Annotated in this window: 15 protein-coding genes; 6 read left to right on the top strand and 9 right to left on the bottom strand. The window is 59.3% G+C overall.

Annotation, left to right across the window (positions count from 1 at the left end):
• Positions 1–2: 2 nt before the first annotated feature.
• The 6 genes from ACZ5RG_RS02355 to nudB form a co-directional block, all read right to left on the bottom strand.
• Positions 3–818: a DUF429 domain-containing protein gene (locus tag ACZ5RG_RS02355; RefSeq protein ID WP_464447685.1), complete on the bottom strand. Its 816-nt coding sequence runs from the start codon at positions 816–818 to the stop codon at positions 3–5.
• 4 nt (positions 819–822) lie between these two features.
• Positions 823–1,245 carry a BLUF domain-containing protein gene (locus tag ACZ5RG_RS02350; RefSeq protein WP_019430089.1) on the bottom strand — a complete coding sequence of 141 codons (423 nt, stop codon included), beginning with the start codon at positions 1,243–1,245 and terminating at the stop codon, positions 823–825.
• 3 nt (positions 1,246–1,248) lie between these two features.
• A complete protein-coding gene (gene folE, locus ACZ5RG_RS02345) occupies positions 1,249–1,977 on the bottom strand; it encodes a GTP cyclohydrolase I (RefSeq protein ID WP_019430090.1) in 729 nt (242 codons plus the stop codon).
• Between the two features lie 85 nt (positions 1,978–2,062).
• Complete coding sequence (gene clsB / locus ACZ5RG_RS02340) at positions 2,063–3,292, bottom strand: cardiolipin synthase ClsB (protein ID WP_298598765.1); 1,230 nt, start codon at positions 3,290–3,292, stop codon at positions 2,063–2,065.
• 2 nt (positions 3,293–3,294) lie between these two features.
• On the bottom strand, positions 3,295–4,047 hold the full coding sequence (locus ACZ5RG_RS02335) for an endonuclease/exonuclease/phosphatase family protein (protein WP_298598768.1): 753 nt from the start codon (positions 4,045–4,047) through the stop codon (positions 3,295–3,297).
• Positions 4,047–4,514 (bottom strand): dihydroneopterin triphosphate diphosphatase, encoded by a 468-nt coding sequence (gene nudB, locus ACZ5RG_RS02330; RefSeq protein WP_298598771.1) that lies wholly within the window; start codon positions 4,512–4,514, stop codon positions 4,047–4,049. The genes ACZ5RG_RS02335 and nudB overlap by 1 nt, the downstream gene beginning before the upstream one ends.
• A gap of 41 nt (positions 4,515–4,555) precedes the next feature.
• On the opposite strand from nudB, the gene ACZ5RG_RS02325 reads away from it, so the two are divergent.
• Both ACZ5RG_RS02325 and ACZ5RG_RS02320 read left to right on the top strand, forming a co-directional pair.
• The gene (locus tag ACZ5RG_RS02325; protein ID WP_464447684.1) at positions 4,556–5,173 is read left to right on the top strand and encodes an ABC transporter ATP-binding protein; all 618 of its coding nucleotides are present in this window, start codon (positions 4,556–4,558) and stop codon (positions 5,171–5,173) included.
• A gap of 384 nt (positions 5,174–5,557) precedes the next feature.
• The gene (locus ACZ5RG_RS02320; RefSeq protein ID WP_315237020.1) at positions 5,558–5,992 is read left to right on the top strand and encodes an RNA recognition motif domain-containing protein; all 435 of its coding nucleotides are present in this window, start codon (positions 5,558–5,560) and stop codon (positions 5,990–5,992) included.
• Between the two features lie 240 nt (positions 5,993–6,232).
• On the opposite strand, the gene aspS is transcribed toward ACZ5RG_RS02320, so the two are convergent.
• The 3 genes from aspS to ACZ5RG_RS02305 all read right to left on the bottom strand — a co-directional run bounded on the left by aspS (position 6,233) and on the right by ACZ5RG_RS02305 (position 9,142).
• The gene (gene aspS / locus ACZ5RG_RS02315) at positions 6,233–8,047 is read right to left on the bottom strand and encodes an aspartate--tRNA ligase (RefSeq protein ID WP_298602044.1); all 1,815 of its coding nucleotides are present in this window, start codon (positions 8,045–8,047) and stop codon (positions 6,233–6,235) included.
• A gap of 66 nt (positions 8,048–8,113) precedes the next feature.
• Positions 8,114–8,785 carry a DUF502 domain-containing protein gene (locus ACZ5RG_RS02310; protein ID WP_464447683.1) on the bottom strand — a complete coding sequence of 224 codons (672 nt, stop codon included), beginning with the start codon at positions 8,783–8,785 and terminating at the stop codon, positions 8,114–8,116.
• A gap of 24 nt (positions 8,786–8,809) precedes the next feature.
• Positions 8,810–9,142, bottom strand: a complete 333-nt coding sequence (locus tag ACZ5RG_RS02305; RefSeq protein WP_315237022.1) for an FmdB family zinc ribbon protein — start codon at positions 9,140–9,142, stop codon at positions 8,810–8,812.
• 218 nt (positions 9,143–9,360) lie between these two features.
• Here ACZ5RG_RS02305 and ACZ5RG_RS02300 point away from each other — a divergent pair, with 218 nt between their 5' ends.
• The 4 genes from ACZ5RG_RS02300 to ACZ5RG_RS02285 all read left to right on the top strand — a co-directional run bounded on the left by ACZ5RG_RS02300 (position 9,361) and on the right by ACZ5RG_RS02285 (position 13,463).
• Complete coding sequence (locus ACZ5RG_RS02300; RefSeq protein ID WP_312260938.1) at positions 9,361–10,500, top strand: extracellular solute-binding protein; 1,140 nt, start codon at positions 9,361–9,363, stop codon at positions 10,498–10,500.
• A gap of 85 nt (positions 10,501–10,585) precedes the next feature.
• Positions 10,586–11,704 (top strand): ABC transporter ATP-binding protein, encoded by a 1,119-nt coding sequence (locus ACZ5RG_RS02295; protein WP_298602056.1) that lies wholly within the window; start codon positions 10,586–10,588, stop codon positions 11,702–11,704.
• Complete coding sequence (locus ACZ5RG_RS02290; protein ID WP_464447682.1) at positions 11,701–12,642, top strand: ABC transporter permease; 942 nt, start codon at positions 11,701–11,703, stop codon at positions 12,640–12,642. The genes ACZ5RG_RS02295 and ACZ5RG_RS02290 overlap by 4 nt, the downstream gene beginning before the upstream one ends.
• Positions 12,639–13,463, top strand: a complete 825-nt coding sequence (locus tag ACZ5RG_RS02285) for an ABC transporter permease (protein WP_464447681.1) — start codon at positions 12,639–12,641, stop codon at positions 13,461–13,463. Before ACZ5RG_RS02290 ends, ACZ5RG_RS02285 begins: the two co-directional genes overlap by 4 nt.
• Positions 13,464–13,489 lie beyond the last annotated feature (26 nt).

Below are 13,489 nucleotides of genomic sequence, written 5' to 3'. Positions count from 1 at the left end.
GTTCAGGCCGTGACGATCCAGCCTTCGAGCGGATCGCAAGGCGGCAGGCCGTATTGCGGGTGTCCGGCTTCGTGCTGTTGCTGCGCCCAAGCCGCCTGCATCAGGCAAAGGGTGGCATCGAGTGCATCGCCGCTGGCGTCATCAGCCAGACGACCCAACAGCGCGTTGCTGGCCACCAGTCGCAAGCCCAGACGGGTCTGTCCGCGCTCCAGTGCGCCCAACAGTTCGCGCCGGGCCAACAGGCGTTCGGGGGTTTGTTTGGCTTTGTCGTCGCTTTTGTAGCTGGTGTTGCCCAGTACCTCGCGCGCCAGCAGGCCAGGGTAGGCCTCTAGCGCCACACGACGCACGTCGCCTGCGTGCAGGCCGGGCAGGTGCACACCCGCCTGACGCAGCAGAGGCACGCCCGCGTGCAGCATGTAGGCCACAGGCGGGTTGACCCATTTCATCGACGGGCTGGAGCCCGCCGGTTTGTCGGCAGCGCGGTGGGCAAACTTGCCACCCACTGGGCGGGCGTTGCAAAAGGCCGCAAATTGCTCGCGTATTTGGGGACGCTCCAAGGCGCAGTAGTGGTCCATGCAGGCGGTCCAGTCGGTGGGCCAACCCAAGGTGTGCACCAGCTCTCGTGGCAGGCCAAAGGGCAAGTCAAAGCCGCCCACCCAGTCGGCAGGCTGGGCCAGCCATTGACCAAAAGCGCTCAAGGTTTCAAAGGTGTGCAGTGCCTGCAACTGCACCCTGCCCTGTCGGGCTTGGCCCAGCGCCAGCACGATGGGCTTGCGTTTGCTGGGGCTGCTGGAGAAGTCGCAGCCGATGAGCTGCATCGGATCAGGCGCGCCCGATGATGGACGCTGTGGCCATCAGCTCTTCGAGCAAGGCCAAAGAGACTTTGCCCGACACGCTGTACGGGTCCAACTCGGCACGCTCGGCGTATTTGAGCAGGATGTTGGTGTTGACTCGCGAGGTGTCGACCTGGCCCATCGTCCAGCCGCCAAAGCGGCGCTCGGTGATCTCTTCGTAATGCAGCAAAACCACTTCTTTGTGGCGGGCATCTTTCTGGATGTGCCCGTACAACTCGCTGACAGCTCCACGGCCGCCTTCGATGGCTTGCAGGAAAATACCGCCGCCATAGCAAAGGATGCCGGTGATGCCGGTACTGGGGTTGAATTGGCGCGACTGGGCGAGGATCGAGTCGATCATCTCGGGGCGGGGGTCCACAGCGCGGCTGGCGTAAAGCAGGCGTACCAACATGGGTCAGTTCTTTCCGGGAATCAGGGCCAAAAATTCACGACGCAGGTTGACGTCCTTGAGGAAGGCACCGCGCATGACCGAGTTGATCATTTTGCTGTCCATGTCTTTCACGCCACGCCACCCCATGCAGTAGTGACTGGCTTCCATGACGATGGCCAGACCATCAGGTTGGGTTTTACGCTGGATCAGGTCGGCCAGTTGCACCACGGCTTCTTCCTGGATTTGGGGTCGCCCCATGATCCATTCGGCCAAGCGGGCGTATTTGGACAGGCCAATCACGTTGGTGTGCTCGTTGGGCAGCACGCCGATCCAGATCTTGCCAATCACGGGGCAAAAGTGGTGGCTGCAGGCGCTGCGCACGGTGATGGGGCCGACGATCATCAGTTCGTTCAGGTGCTCGGCATTGGGGAATTCGGTGATCTCGGGGCCCTCGACGTAGCGGCCCTTGAACACTTCTTTCAGGTACATCTTGGCCACGCGGCGCGCGGTGTCGCCCGTGTTGTGGTCGTTCACGGTGTCGATGACCAAGCTGTCGAGCACGCCCGCCATTTTGCCGGTGACTTCGTCCAGCAATTTTTCTAACTCGCCAGGTTCGATGAACTCGGCGATGTTGTCGTTGGCGTGGAAGCGCTTGCGGGCCGCATTGATGCGCTCGCGAATCTTGACGGAAACGGGTACGCCTTCGTCTTCGGGCGTGGCGGCAGAAGCAGTCATGGCGTCTGGGGCTTTCATTAACATGGCGAGGATCGTAACAGCGATTGCAGTCCCTGCTGACCCTGAGACAGAACGCCCATGCCAGCCCCGGGGAATCTGGCGTTCAGTAGCGATTACCGCTCAAAAACAGCGCCAGCCGCATCAAGCCAAAGGCCAACCGGTCGCGCCACCTTTGGTGCCAGGCTCTTTGGACATCCACCTCAGCCAGCACCGGCTTGCTTTGCAGCTCGATCGCCGAGTGCAAGCGCTGGTAAAGCTGCTGGGCAAAAGCTTTGTCGGCTACCACCACATTGGCCTCACGCGCCAACAAGAGGCTGAGCGGGTCCAGATTGGACGAGCCCACCGTGGCCCAAGGCCGGTCGTTGTTCGGATCGATCACGGCCACTTTGGCGTGCAAAAAGCTGGCCTCATACTCGTGAATCTCGATGCCCGCAGCCAACAACACGCCATACACCGGGCGGGCTGCGTGGTATTGCATGAAGTATTCGTAACGCCCTTGCAGCAGCAAACGCACCCGCACGCCCCGGTGCGCGGCGTGGATCAGGGCTTTGCGCAAGCGGCGTCCAGGCAAAAAATAGGCATTGGCGATGACGATTTCATGACGGGCAGCGCCAATCGCTTTCAAATAAGCGCGTTCAATCTGGCTGCGGTAAAGCACGTTGTCACGCAACAGCAAGCCCGCCTTGGCCACCAAACGGCCATCCAGCGCGTGCGCATCGTCACGCGTCCAGGGCAAATGCAGCCCTGCCGCCCGAAAGGAGCTGAACGCCTCCGGAAACTGTTGCTGCCGGACATGGCGCACACCCTGTATGCGCCACCACAGTTGCGCCATGGTTTCCTGCATTTGCTGCACCAAAGCGCCGCGTGCGCAAACGGCAAAGTCCAGCCGGGGCTGGGCCAAGGTGCCATGGTGCGGGTCGTACCAGTCGTCCAAGATGTTGATGCCGCCACAAAAGGCCAGATGGCCGTCGATCACGCACAGCTTGCGGTGCAGGCGTCGCCAACGGCTGGGGATCAACAAACCCAAAGTGCCCAAGGGGGAATACACCCGCCACTCAACCCCCGCACGGGCAAAACGCTCACGCCACTCAGGCGGCAGGCTGGGGGTGCCCACCCCATCGACCACCACCCACACGCGCAAACCCCGCAAGGCGGCCCGCTCCAGCGCCTCGGCCACCATGGCCGCTGCGCCATGAAAATCAAAAATATAGGTCTCGATGTGCACCTGCGACCGGGCCTGCTCCAGCGCAGAGACCAAGGCCTCGAAATAGGCTTGCCCGCCTTCGATCAAGCGGATCTGGTGACCGTCTCGCAAGGGCGGACCGTGGCGCATGTTCAATCCGTCCAGGCGAACTCGGCGACCAAGGGCAAGTGGTCAGACATGCGCTGCCATATGCGACCGGCAGGGGCCATGGCGTGAACGGGGGTCAGCCCGCGTGCGTACACATGGTCGAGCTGATTCAGGGGCAAACGCGAGGGATAGGTGGGCGTGGGCTGCTCGCGCCATTCGCCAAAGCCCGCCTTGGCCATGCGCCGCCCCAGGCCCGTGCCCCAGTCATTGAAGTCACCCGCCACCAACACGGGCGCGTGGGCCGGGATGGTCTGGTCAATGAAGGCCAGCAACTGCACCACTTGACGCACCCGGCTGGCGGGCACCAGGCCCAAATGCACCACGACCACATGCAGCACCCGGTCAACCACTTGAACCGTGGTGTGCAGCAAACCCCGTTGCTCAAAGCGGTGGTCCGAGATGTCTTGGTGTTGGTGCGACAACACGGGCCAGCGCGAGAGCAAGGCATTGCCGTGCTCGCCATGGCGGGTGATGGCGTTGGTGCGGTAAACCGACTCGTAGCCTTCAGGCGCCAGATAGTCGGCTTGCGGCTGGCTGGGCCACTGAGAAAAGTAGCGTTCTTCGCGGCGGTGCATGCGGCGCACCTCTTGCAAACACACGATGTCGGCGTCGAGCTGCTCCACCGCATGCGCCAGGTTATGGATCTCCAGCCGCCGCGCAGGCCCCAGCCCCTGCACACCTTTGTGGATGTTGTAGGTGGCCACGCGCAAGATGGGGTGTTCGTGTCGTTGGGGCATCAAAGGCCGATCCGGTTCTCAAAACGCGGCAGCATCAAAATTGCCTCGGCGTTGGATGGCGAAAAACAATGGTCCGCTGCGGCCTGCCAATGCAGCCATTGCCAATCGGTGTGCTCGGCAGGGCTTAAGGTGATGGGCGTTTGCTCGGGCACGCACAGGCCAAAAACCCGCTCGGTGTTGCGGCTCACTTCGGGGGCATAGCGCCAGCGCCAAACCGGGTAAATGTCGTACACGTTTTCCAGCTGCCAGTCTTGCAAGCGGCACTGGGGGTGTCGCGCATCGATGCCGGTTTCCTCTTGCACCTCGCGTGCGGCCGTATCGGCCCAGTCTTCGTCCCAAAAATCCTTGCTTCCGGTGACCGACTGCCAAGTGCCTGCGTCGGTCCGCCGAATCAGCAAGACCTGGCCGCTGAGGGTGTAGATCACCACCAGAACAGATTGGGGAATTTTGTAGTTCGTTGAGGTCACGCAGTCATTCTAGGCAGCCCAGGTCTTGCTAGGATTGAGCCATGTCGTCTTCACCCGCCCATTTAGTGCCTTTGTTGCTGCAAGCCCACCAATTGAGCGGCGGGCCGGCCGGCCACATGGCCATTGAAGATCTGAGTTTTGCTTGGTCTGCGGGCTTGCACTGGGTGTGCGGCGACGAAGGCAGCGGCAAAACCAGCCTGTTGCGCCTGTTGGCAGGCGATTTGCAGCCGCTTGCTGGCACGCTCCAAACGCCACAGGGCGGCGTATTTTGGGTGGACTTGAAAGGCCCTGAGCACGACCAGACCACCGTGCAAGCTTGTTGGGACCAGCTGCAAACCCGATACCCCCAATGGCACAACGAACTGCTGCAAGACCTGTCAGAAGCACTGGACATGGAACGGCACCGACACAAACCGCTCTACATGCTGTCCACCGGCAGCCGTCGCAAAGTCATGCTGATCGCGGCCCTGGCATCGGGCACCACCATCACCTTGCTCGACCAGCCATTTGCCTCGCTCGACCAAGTCTCCATACGGGTGATCAAAGACTTGTTGCATGACACCACTGAGTGCTCTGGCCGTGCCTGGATCGTGGCGGACTATGAAGCACCGGGTGATTTGCCACTGACCAGCGTGCTGAACCTGGGCACTGCGGCATGACCTGAAAGCATCGCCGCCTGTAGATCGCAACGACTTGAGAAGCCATCGGCATGGATGGCTTGAGTCCAAGTGGCTAAAAAGTCCTGAGCGAACTTCTCGCGGTGCTCGCCTTGTGCACAGCAATGGCCAAGTGACGCCACTGTTGGCAAGCTCACGCAACGGAACTCCCCCAAGATGGGGCCAGAAAAATCAAGATATCCATCGATTGCGAGCAGTGCCTGAACACCTTTTCTGATCTATGCCCCATAATGCGTGCGTGTACGTCATAAAAAACGGCACAAGTCAGGTGATCGGTCAGTTTCGCGCGCTACGGCGGCAGTTTTCAGTTTGTTGTGCTTTCGGGACCCCATCGCTTTGTTTTTTTGTATTTCTGAGGAGTCCTCCATGGGCAATAAACTTTACGTCGGCAACCTGCCGTACACCGTCCGCGACGAAGACCTGCAACAGGCATTCGGCGAATTCGGCGCCATCACCAGCGCAAAAGTCATGATGGAACGCGATACAGGTCGCTCCAAAGGCTTCGGTTTTGTGGAAATGGGCAGCGATGCCGAAGCACAAGCCGCTATTGCTGGCATGAATGGCCAATCTTTGGGTGGCCGTAGCATCACCGTGAACGAAGCCCGTCCGATGGAGGCACGTCCTCCACGTACCGGTGGTTTCGGTGGTGGTGGCGGCTACGGCGGTGGCGGTGATCGCTCCGGCGGTGGCGGCGGTTACGGCGGCGGTCGCTCCGGTGGCGGCGGCGGCTACGGCGGTGGCGGCGATCGCTCCGGCGGTGGCGGCTACGGCGGTGGTGGCGGCGGCCGCGGCGGCTACTAAGCCCTGCGTATCCCGTTAACGGCAGCAATGCCGTTGCAAAATTTCTAGTTCAGCTTTTCGCTGAGCTCAGACATCAAAGGCTTCAAGACTTCGGTTTTGAGGCCTTTTTTGTGTCGCAACACACGCGCTGGACTTGAAAGAAGCAGCGGAGTAACCGGCACGACCAGCCGGGGGCCACAAAAACCAACGCCACCCGAAGGTGGCGTTGGTTATGGCGGGTGTTAGGTTAGCTAGCGCGACTTACGCTGCTTTGACCGCATCCAGATTGCGCAAGCGAATGTGCAATTCGCGCAATTGCTTCTCGTCCACAGGGCTCGGCGCTTGTGTGAGCAAGCACTGTGCGCGTTGGGTCTTGGGGAAAGCAATCACGTCTCGAATGGACTCAGCACGGGTCATGAGCGTGACGATACGGTCCAGGCCGAAGGCCAAGCCGCCATGGGGTGGAGCGCCGTATTGCAAGGCGTCGAGCAAGAAGCCGAACTTGAGTTGGGCTTCTTCGGGTGTGATCTTCAACGCGTCAAACACTTTTTGCTGCACGTCAGCGCGGTGGATACGCACCGAGCCGCCGCCCATTTCCCAGCCGTTCAACACCATGTCGTAGCCCTTGGAAATGCATTTCTCTGGGGCGGTGACCATCCAGTCTTCGTGGCCATCTTTAGGCGCAGTGAAGGGGTGGTGCACGGCGGTATAGCGCTGGTTTTCGTCGTCGTATTCGAACATGGGGAAGTCAACCACCCACATCGGCGCCCAACGGTCTTCAAACAGGCCGTTTTTCTTGCCGAACTCGCTGTGACCAATCTTGATGCGCAATGCGCCAATGGCGTCGTTGACAACTTTTTCCTTGTCGGCACCGAAGAAAATCAGATCGCCGTTTTGCGCACCAGAGCGCTCCAGCACAGCGGTCAAGGCGGCGTCGTGGATGTTCTTGACGATGGGCGACTGCAAGCCGTCGCGGCCTTTGGACAGGTCGTTGACGCGGATGTAGGCCAAGCCCTTGGCACCGTAAATCTTGACGAACTCGGTGTAGGCGTCGATCTCGCCACGGCTGATGCCGCCGCCTTCGACCGAGCCGTTGGGCACGCGCAGGGCGACCACGCGGCCACCTTTCATGTTGGCAGCGCCTGAGAACACTTTGAAGTCCACATCGCCCATGACGTCGGTGACTTCGGTGAACTGCAGTTTCACGCGCAGATCAGGCTTGTCGGAGCCGTAGATGTGCATGGCGTCTTGGTAAGTCATGACCGGGAACTCGCCCAGGTCCACACCAATGGTTTTCTGGAAAACGCGCTTGATCATGCTCTGGAACATGTCGCGGATTTCTTCTTCGGTCAGGAACGATGTTTCGATATCGATCTGGGTGAATTCGGGCTGGCGATCGGCGCGCAAGTCTTCGTCGCGGAAGCACTTGGTGATCTGGTAGTAACGGTCATAGCCCGCCACCATGAGCAGCTGTTTGAACAGCTGGGGCGACTGGGGCAAGGCAAAGAACTGGCCATCGTGAACACGGCTGGGCACCAGATAATCACGCGCACCTTCAGGTGTGCTCTTGGTCAGCATGGGCGTTTCGATGTCGATGAAACCGTTCTCATCAAGGTACTTGCGCACTTCCATCGACACCTTGTAACGCAGCATCAGGTTGTTTTGCATGTACGGACGGCGCAGGTCCAACACGCGGTGCGTGAGGCGAGTCGTCTCGGACAGGTTTTCTTCGTCGATCTGGAAAGGCGGTGTGACAGAGGCATTGAGCACGATCAGTTCGTGGCACAGCACTTCGATCTTGCCGCTTTTCATGTTGTCGTTGGTGGTGCCGTCAGGGCGGGCACGCACCACGCCTTTGATCTGCACGCAAAACTCGTTGCGCACGTCTTCGGCCACCTTGAACATCTCGGGACGATCAGGGTCGCACACCACCTGCACGTAGCCTTCGCGGTCACGCAGGTCGATAAAGATCACGCCGCCGTGGTCACGACGGCGGTTGACCCAGCCGCACAGGCTCACGGTTTGACCGGTCAGGGCTTCGGTCACCAGACCGCAATAGTGGGAACGCATGGACATGTTGTTGGACTTTCTTAATTCTGAAATTGTGTGGCGTGCAAGCTGGAAGGCAATGGACTGACCAGCTCACAAAGGCTGTTGGGAGGCCGCTGGGGCGACAGGCAAGGCGTCGGGACCGCCTGGAACCACAACCCCCATGGAGATGATGTATTTCAGCGCGTCGTCGACGCTCATCTCGAGTTCGATCACATCGGCTTTGGGCATCATCAGGAAGAAGCCCGAAGTCGGGTTGGGTGTGGTGGGCACATAGACACTCACCATGGGCTGACCCAAGTGTTTGGCGACCTCGCCGCCAGGCGTGCCGGTCAAAAAGGCGATGGTCCATGAGCCTTGCCGCGGGTACTGCACCAGCAAAGCCTTAGAAAAAGCATTGCCGCTGCCCGAAAACAGGGTGTCAGCCACCTGCTTGACGCTGGTGTAAATGCTGCGCACCACCGGGATGCGGTTCATCAGGTTGTCCCACTGGCGCAACCACCATTGGCCAAACATGTTGGCCACAAAAACACCCGTGGCAAAAATCACCAAGGCCACCAAAATCACGCCAAGACCAGGTACACCGCGCAGCAACTCGGCCAGCTTGTGCATGCCCGGGATCAGGGTGTCAGCGGCCAGCAAAATGGCCAGAAAAATGCCATCCAGCAGCCCGACCAACCAGGTCAACACCCAGACGGTGATGCCCATGGGCAGCCACACCAAGAGACCGGTGATGAAGTACTGTTTGAAGCTGCGTTGTTTCATGAAGAGGCAATCAATGTGGACAGGTCAGTGGCAGGCGCAAGATGCCGCACAGCCACCGGAGGCCGCTGGCGTACTCGACTCGGCTGCACCCGCACTGGCACTCGGGGCGTCAGAAGTGGCAGGTGCTACGGCATCGGTGGCAGTGACTGCGGAGGCTGCTGCACCTGTGGCTCCGCCGCCCTTGAAATCGGTGGCATACCAGCCTGTGCCCTTGAGCTGGAAACCAGGGGCTGTCAGTTGTTTGCTGAACTGGGGGGCACCGCAGGCGGGGCATTCGGTCAGGGCCGCATCGGACATTTTTTGCAGCACATCCTTAGCATGGCCGCAGGCGTCGCACTTGTAGGCGTAAATGGGCATGAAGAGGTTCCTGGAAATATTTTTTCAACCCTAAATTGTAAGTCGAACCCCTTGCCTGCCTGGACATGTGGCTTGAAACATCTCGGCCCCGGAGTCACAGGGGTGGTCAAACCGCGCAGACACGGGCAAAGTTCTCTCTTATACAATTCCGCGCAGGCCCCTCTGGTGGCGACCCGATGCGGCCCTGCATACCCACGCTTTATGGAGCTTTCACGATCATGAACAAACGTTTTTTACTGACCGCTTTGTGTGCTTTGGCCTTGGCCGCGTGCGGCAAAAAAGAAGAAGCCCCCCAGGCCCCCGTGAGTGCAGCGGCCCCGGTCAACACCGAAGAAAAAGTGTTGAACATTTACAACTGGCCCGACTACATCACCCAAGACATGGTGGCCAATTTCGAAAAAGAAACGGGCATCAAGGTCAACTACCAAACCTTTGAGAACAACGAGGCCCTGCAAGCCAAGCTGATCGCTGGCAACTCGGGTTATGACCTGGTGGTGCCAGGCGCGGTTTTTGCCAAGTCCCAAATCGAAGCCGGTTTGCTGCGCCCCCTGGACAAGGCCCAAATCCCCAATCTGGCCAATCTGGACCCCGCGATCATGGCCAAGCTCGACAAAGTCGATCCAGGCAACACCCACCTGATCCCTTGGGCTTGGAGTTTCACCACCGTTGGCATCAACAAAGCCAAAGTGGCCAAAGCGCTGGGCAACACCCCCATGCCCGAAAACGCCTGGGATCTGGTGTTCAACCCTACCTACACCAGCAAACTCAAGTCTTGCGGCATTGCTTACCTCGATTCGCCCACCGAAATCATGCCGCCAGCCCTGCACTACATTGGCAAAGACGCCTACTCTGCGGACGCGGCTGACCACAAGGCCGCTGGTGAGATGCTGAGCAAAGTGCGCAAAGACATCCGCTTGTTCTCCAGCACCATGATCGACGATCTGGCCGGTGGCAAGGCCTGCGTGGCACTGGGCTGGGCGGGTGACATCAACATCGCCAGCTCGCGCGCCGTGGAAAACAAGAGCGGTCAAGAGATCGAAGCCTTGTTGCCCAAAACCGGTGGCCTGCTGTTCTTTGACAACCTGGCCGTGCCCAAGGATGCCCAGCACCCCAACAATGCCATGGCCTTCATCAATTACTTCTTGAAGCCAGAAGTGTCCGCATCGCTGACCAATGAGCTTAGCTACGCCACCGCCAACAAGGCCAGCGTGGCACAGGTCACCCCTGAAGTGGCCAACAACAAGGCTGTTTTCTTGGATGCTGCCGCACTGCAAGTGGCGGTCTCGCCATCGAGCCTGTCCAACGCCACGCGCGAATCCATGACATCGGTCTACACCGCCTTCAAAAAAGGCAAATGACAACGCGCCTCTTGCCGCGTGATTGAAATCAGGCTGTGCACATGTCCCATGTGCACAGCCTTTTTCTTGAGTTCAGAAAGACGACATGACGCCCCCTGTGCCCACCGACAAAGCCGGATTTCTCCAGATTCAGAACCTGGTCAAGCGATTTGACAGCGTGACAGCGGTCGACGATGTGTCGCTAAATATTGGCAAAGGTGAAATTTTTGCCTTGCTTGGCAGCTCGGGTTGCGGCAAGTCGACCTTGCTGCGCATGTTGGCTGGGTTTGAGACGCCATCGGCAGGCCAGATTTTTTTGGGCGGGCAAGACATCAGCCAACTGCCGCCTTATGAGCGCCCCATCAACATGATGTTCCAGTCGTATGCGCTGTTTCCCCATCTGTCGGTGTGGGAGAACATCGCCTTTGGCCTGCGCCGCATGGGCATGGACAAAGACAGCATCAGCGAGCGCGTGCAAGCCATGCTCGACTTGGTGCAATTGCAAAAATTTGCCAGCCGCAAACCGCACCAACTGTCCGGCGGGCAACAACAGCGTGTGGCCTTGGCCCGCAGCCTGGCCCGCAAACCCCAGCTGCTGCTGCTGGACGAGCCCTTGGGCGCATTGGACAAAAAGCTGCGCGAGCAAACCCAGTTTGAACTGGTCAACATCATCGAATCGATTGGCGTGACGTGCGTGATGGTCACCCATGACCAAGAAGAGGCCATGACCATGGCTTCGCGCATCGCCGTGATGAGCCATGGCCGAATCTTGCAACTGGGCAGCCCCACCGAGGTCTATGAAGCCCCCAGTTGCCGCTTTGTGGCCGATTTCATTGGCAATGTGAACCTGTTTGACGGGCACTTGTCACGCACCGAGGCCAGCGAATCCGAACTCACCACGCCGCAAGGCCGTTTCACGCTCGGCCACGGCACCTCTCACCCTTTGGGCATGGCGTTGGCATTGGCCGTGCGCCCAGAAAAAATCCAAATCGACAAGCGCACACCCCTGGCCGGATCGGCTGAAACCGCCAATGTGGTGTCGGGCGTGGTGCGCGAAATCGCCTACATGGGCAGCTACAGCACTTATGTGGTTCAGTTGACCGACCACAGCGTGATCAAGGTCACCCAGACCAACCGCAGCCGCAACCACGAAGGCGACATCGTTTGGGGCGACACCGTTTATTGCTCATGGGGCACCCAGGCCGGGGTGTTGTTGTCGTCATGATCCATTTCCTGTCTCAATTGGTGGAGCGCTTGCGCTTGGGGCGGCGCACGGTGCTGGGCATCCCCTTTGTGTGGTTGTGGGTGTTCTTTGCGGTGCCCTTTTTGATCCTGATGCGCCTGAGCGTGACCGACATGGGCGATCAGCTCAACCCCTTTGCCAGCTTGCTGTCGCACACCGAAGCCGGTGGCTGGAAACTGCATTTGAAGTTGAGCCACTACATCAGCCTGGTGGTCGATGACAGCGGTGAATTCGGCCAGACGCTGTACACCGAGTCGTATCTGCTGTCGCTGAAATACGCTTTTTGGACCACGTTTTTTTGCCTGCTGCTGGGCTACCCGTTTGCCTACTTTTTGGCCAGGTCTTCGGCCAACACACGCCCTGTTTTGCTGCTGATGGTGATGCTGCCTTTTTGGACATCGTTTTTGCTGCGCGTGTATGCCTGGAAAGGCATCTTGGCCGATCAAGGGATCATCAACAACGCGCTGATCGCCTTGGGCCTGATCACCGAGCCGGTGCAAATGCTCTACACCGACATTTCGATGCTGGTGGGCATGACCTATGTTTACCTGCCATTCATGGTTTTGCCGCTGTACGCCACATTGGTCAAGCTGGATACCCGATTGCTCGAAGCGGCGTATGACTTGGGCGCCAGCCCTTGGAAGGCGTTTTGCCTGATCACCATACCGCTCAGCCGTGCTGGCATCGTGGCGGGCTCGATGCTGGTGTTCATCCCATGCTTGGGTGAATTCGTGATCCCCTCGCTACTGGGTGGCGCCGAAAACGTGATGATCGGCCGCGTGGTTTGGGACGAAATGTTCAGCAGCAACAACTGGCCTCGCGCTTCGGCACTGGCCATCATGATGATTTTGTGGGTCGTCATTCCGCTGGCTTGGTACAACGCCCGGGTCGCCCGTCAGGCCCAGGAGGAGCGATCATGATGCGCCGCATTCAAGCCCACATTGGCAAAGTGTGGATGACCTGCATCTACGCCTTTTTGTATGCGCCCTTGGCGTTCTTGGTGGTGTTTTCTTTCAACAGCACCCGACAAGACAGCCATTTCACGGGTTTTTCTTGGCGCTGGTACGAAGCATTGGCCCGCGACTCGCGCTTGCTCGAAGGCTTTTGGCTCTCGCTCAAGGTGGCGGTGATCAGCGCCTCTTTCTCGGTGGTACTGGCCACCTTGGCCGCCTATGCACTGGTGCGTTACACCCGTTTCAAGGGGCGCAACCTGTTCAGTGCCATGCTCAATGCCCCGCTGGTCATGCCCGAAGTGATCATTGGCCTGTCGTTGCTGCTGCTGTCGGTGGGCACACAGCGCGTTTTTGGCTGGCCCGAACGCGGCATGACCACCATTGTGCTGGGCCATGTGCTCTTGGGCATGGCTTATGCCACCGTGGTGATCCAGTCACGCCTGAAAGAAATGGACCGGACGATCGAAGAAGCCGCCATGGACTTGGGCTGCAAACCCAGCCAGGTGTTTTTTCTGGTGACCTTGCCCAACATCTCGCAAGCGCTGCTGGCCGCTTGGCTGCTGACGTTCACCTTGTCATTTGACGATGTGGTGGTCTCGGAATTCCTGTCAGGCCCGGGCGTGACCACCTTGCCGCAGGTCATCTTCAGTTACGCCAGAAGGGGGGTCAACCCCTCCATTTACGCGGCGGCCAGCTTGCTCATGCTGGTGGTGACCTTGGCGGTCATCGGCTTTGGCATTTACACCGCACGGCAGGCGCGCAAGACCAGGGTGTCAAACGGCGTCTGAGCCGAAAGTCACCCGCTAAGCGCCTC

The organism is Limnohabitans sp. TEGF005 (assembly GCF_055394835.1).
The sequence above is the reverse complement of the archived record's forward strand: the minus strand, read 5'-3'. Positions and strand labels throughout refer to the sequence as shown.

Excerpts from the sequence above, each read along its gene's own strand:
- ACZ5RG_RS02325 (WP_464447684.1), top strand. The coding sequence starts at position 4,556 with ATGTCGTCTTCACCCGCCCATTTAGTGCCTTTGTTGCTGCAAGCCCAC.
- ACZ5RG_RS02290 (WP_464447682.1), top strand. The coding sequence starts at position 11,701 with ATGATCCATTTCCTGTCTCAATTGGTGGAGCGCTTGCGCTTGGGGCGG.
- ACZ5RG_RS02350 (WP_019430089.1), bottom strand. The coding sequence starts at position 1,245 with ATGTTGGTACGCCTGCTTTACGCCAGCCGCGCTGTGGACCCCCGCCCC.
- ACZ5RG_RS02335 (WP_298598768.1), bottom strand. The coding sequence starts at position 4,047 with ATGCCCCAACGACACGAACACCCCATCTTGCGCGTGGCCACCTACAAC.
- aspS (WP_298602044.1), bottom strand. The coding sequence starts at position 8,047 with ATGTCCATGCGTTCCCACTATTGCGGTCTGGTGACCGAAGCCCTGACC.
- ACZ5RG_RS02300 (WP_312260938.1), top strand. The coding sequence starts at position 9,361 with ATGAACAAACGTTTTTTACTGACCGCTTTGTGTGCTTTGGCCTTGGCC.
- folE (WP_019430090.1), bottom strand. The coding sequence starts at position 1,977 with ATGAAAGCCCCAGACGCCATGACTGCTTCTGCCGCCACGCCCGAAGAC.
- ACZ5RG_RS02355 (WP_464447685.1), bottom strand. The coding sequence starts at position 818 with ATGCAGCTCATCGGCTGCGACTTCTCCAGCAGCCCCAGCAAACGCAAG.
- ACZ5RG_RS02295 (WP_298602056.1), top strand. The coding sequence starts at position 10,586 with ATGACGCCCCCTGTGCCCACCGACAAAGCCGGATTTCTCCAGATTCAG.
- ACZ5RG_RS02305 (WP_315237022.1), bottom strand. The coding sequence starts at position 9,142 with ATGCCCATTTACGCCTACAAGTGCGACGCCTGCGGCCATGCTAAGGAT.
- ACZ5RG_RS02320 (WP_315237020.1), top strand. The coding sequence starts at position 5,558 with ATGGGCAATAAACTTTACGTCGGCAACCTGCCGTACACCGTCCGCGAC.
- ACZ5RG_RS02310 (WP_464447683.1), bottom strand. The coding sequence starts at position 8,785 with ATGAAACAACGCAGCTTCAAACAGTACTTCATCACCGGTCTCTTGGTG.
- ACZ5RG_RS02285 (WP_464447681.1), top strand. The coding sequence starts at position 12,639 with ATGATGCGCCGCATTCAAGCCCACATTGGCAAAGTGTGGATGACCTGC.
- clsB (WP_298598765.1), bottom strand. The coding sequence starts at position 3,292 with ATGCGCCACGGTCCGCCCTTGCGAGACGGTCACCAGATCCGCTTGATC.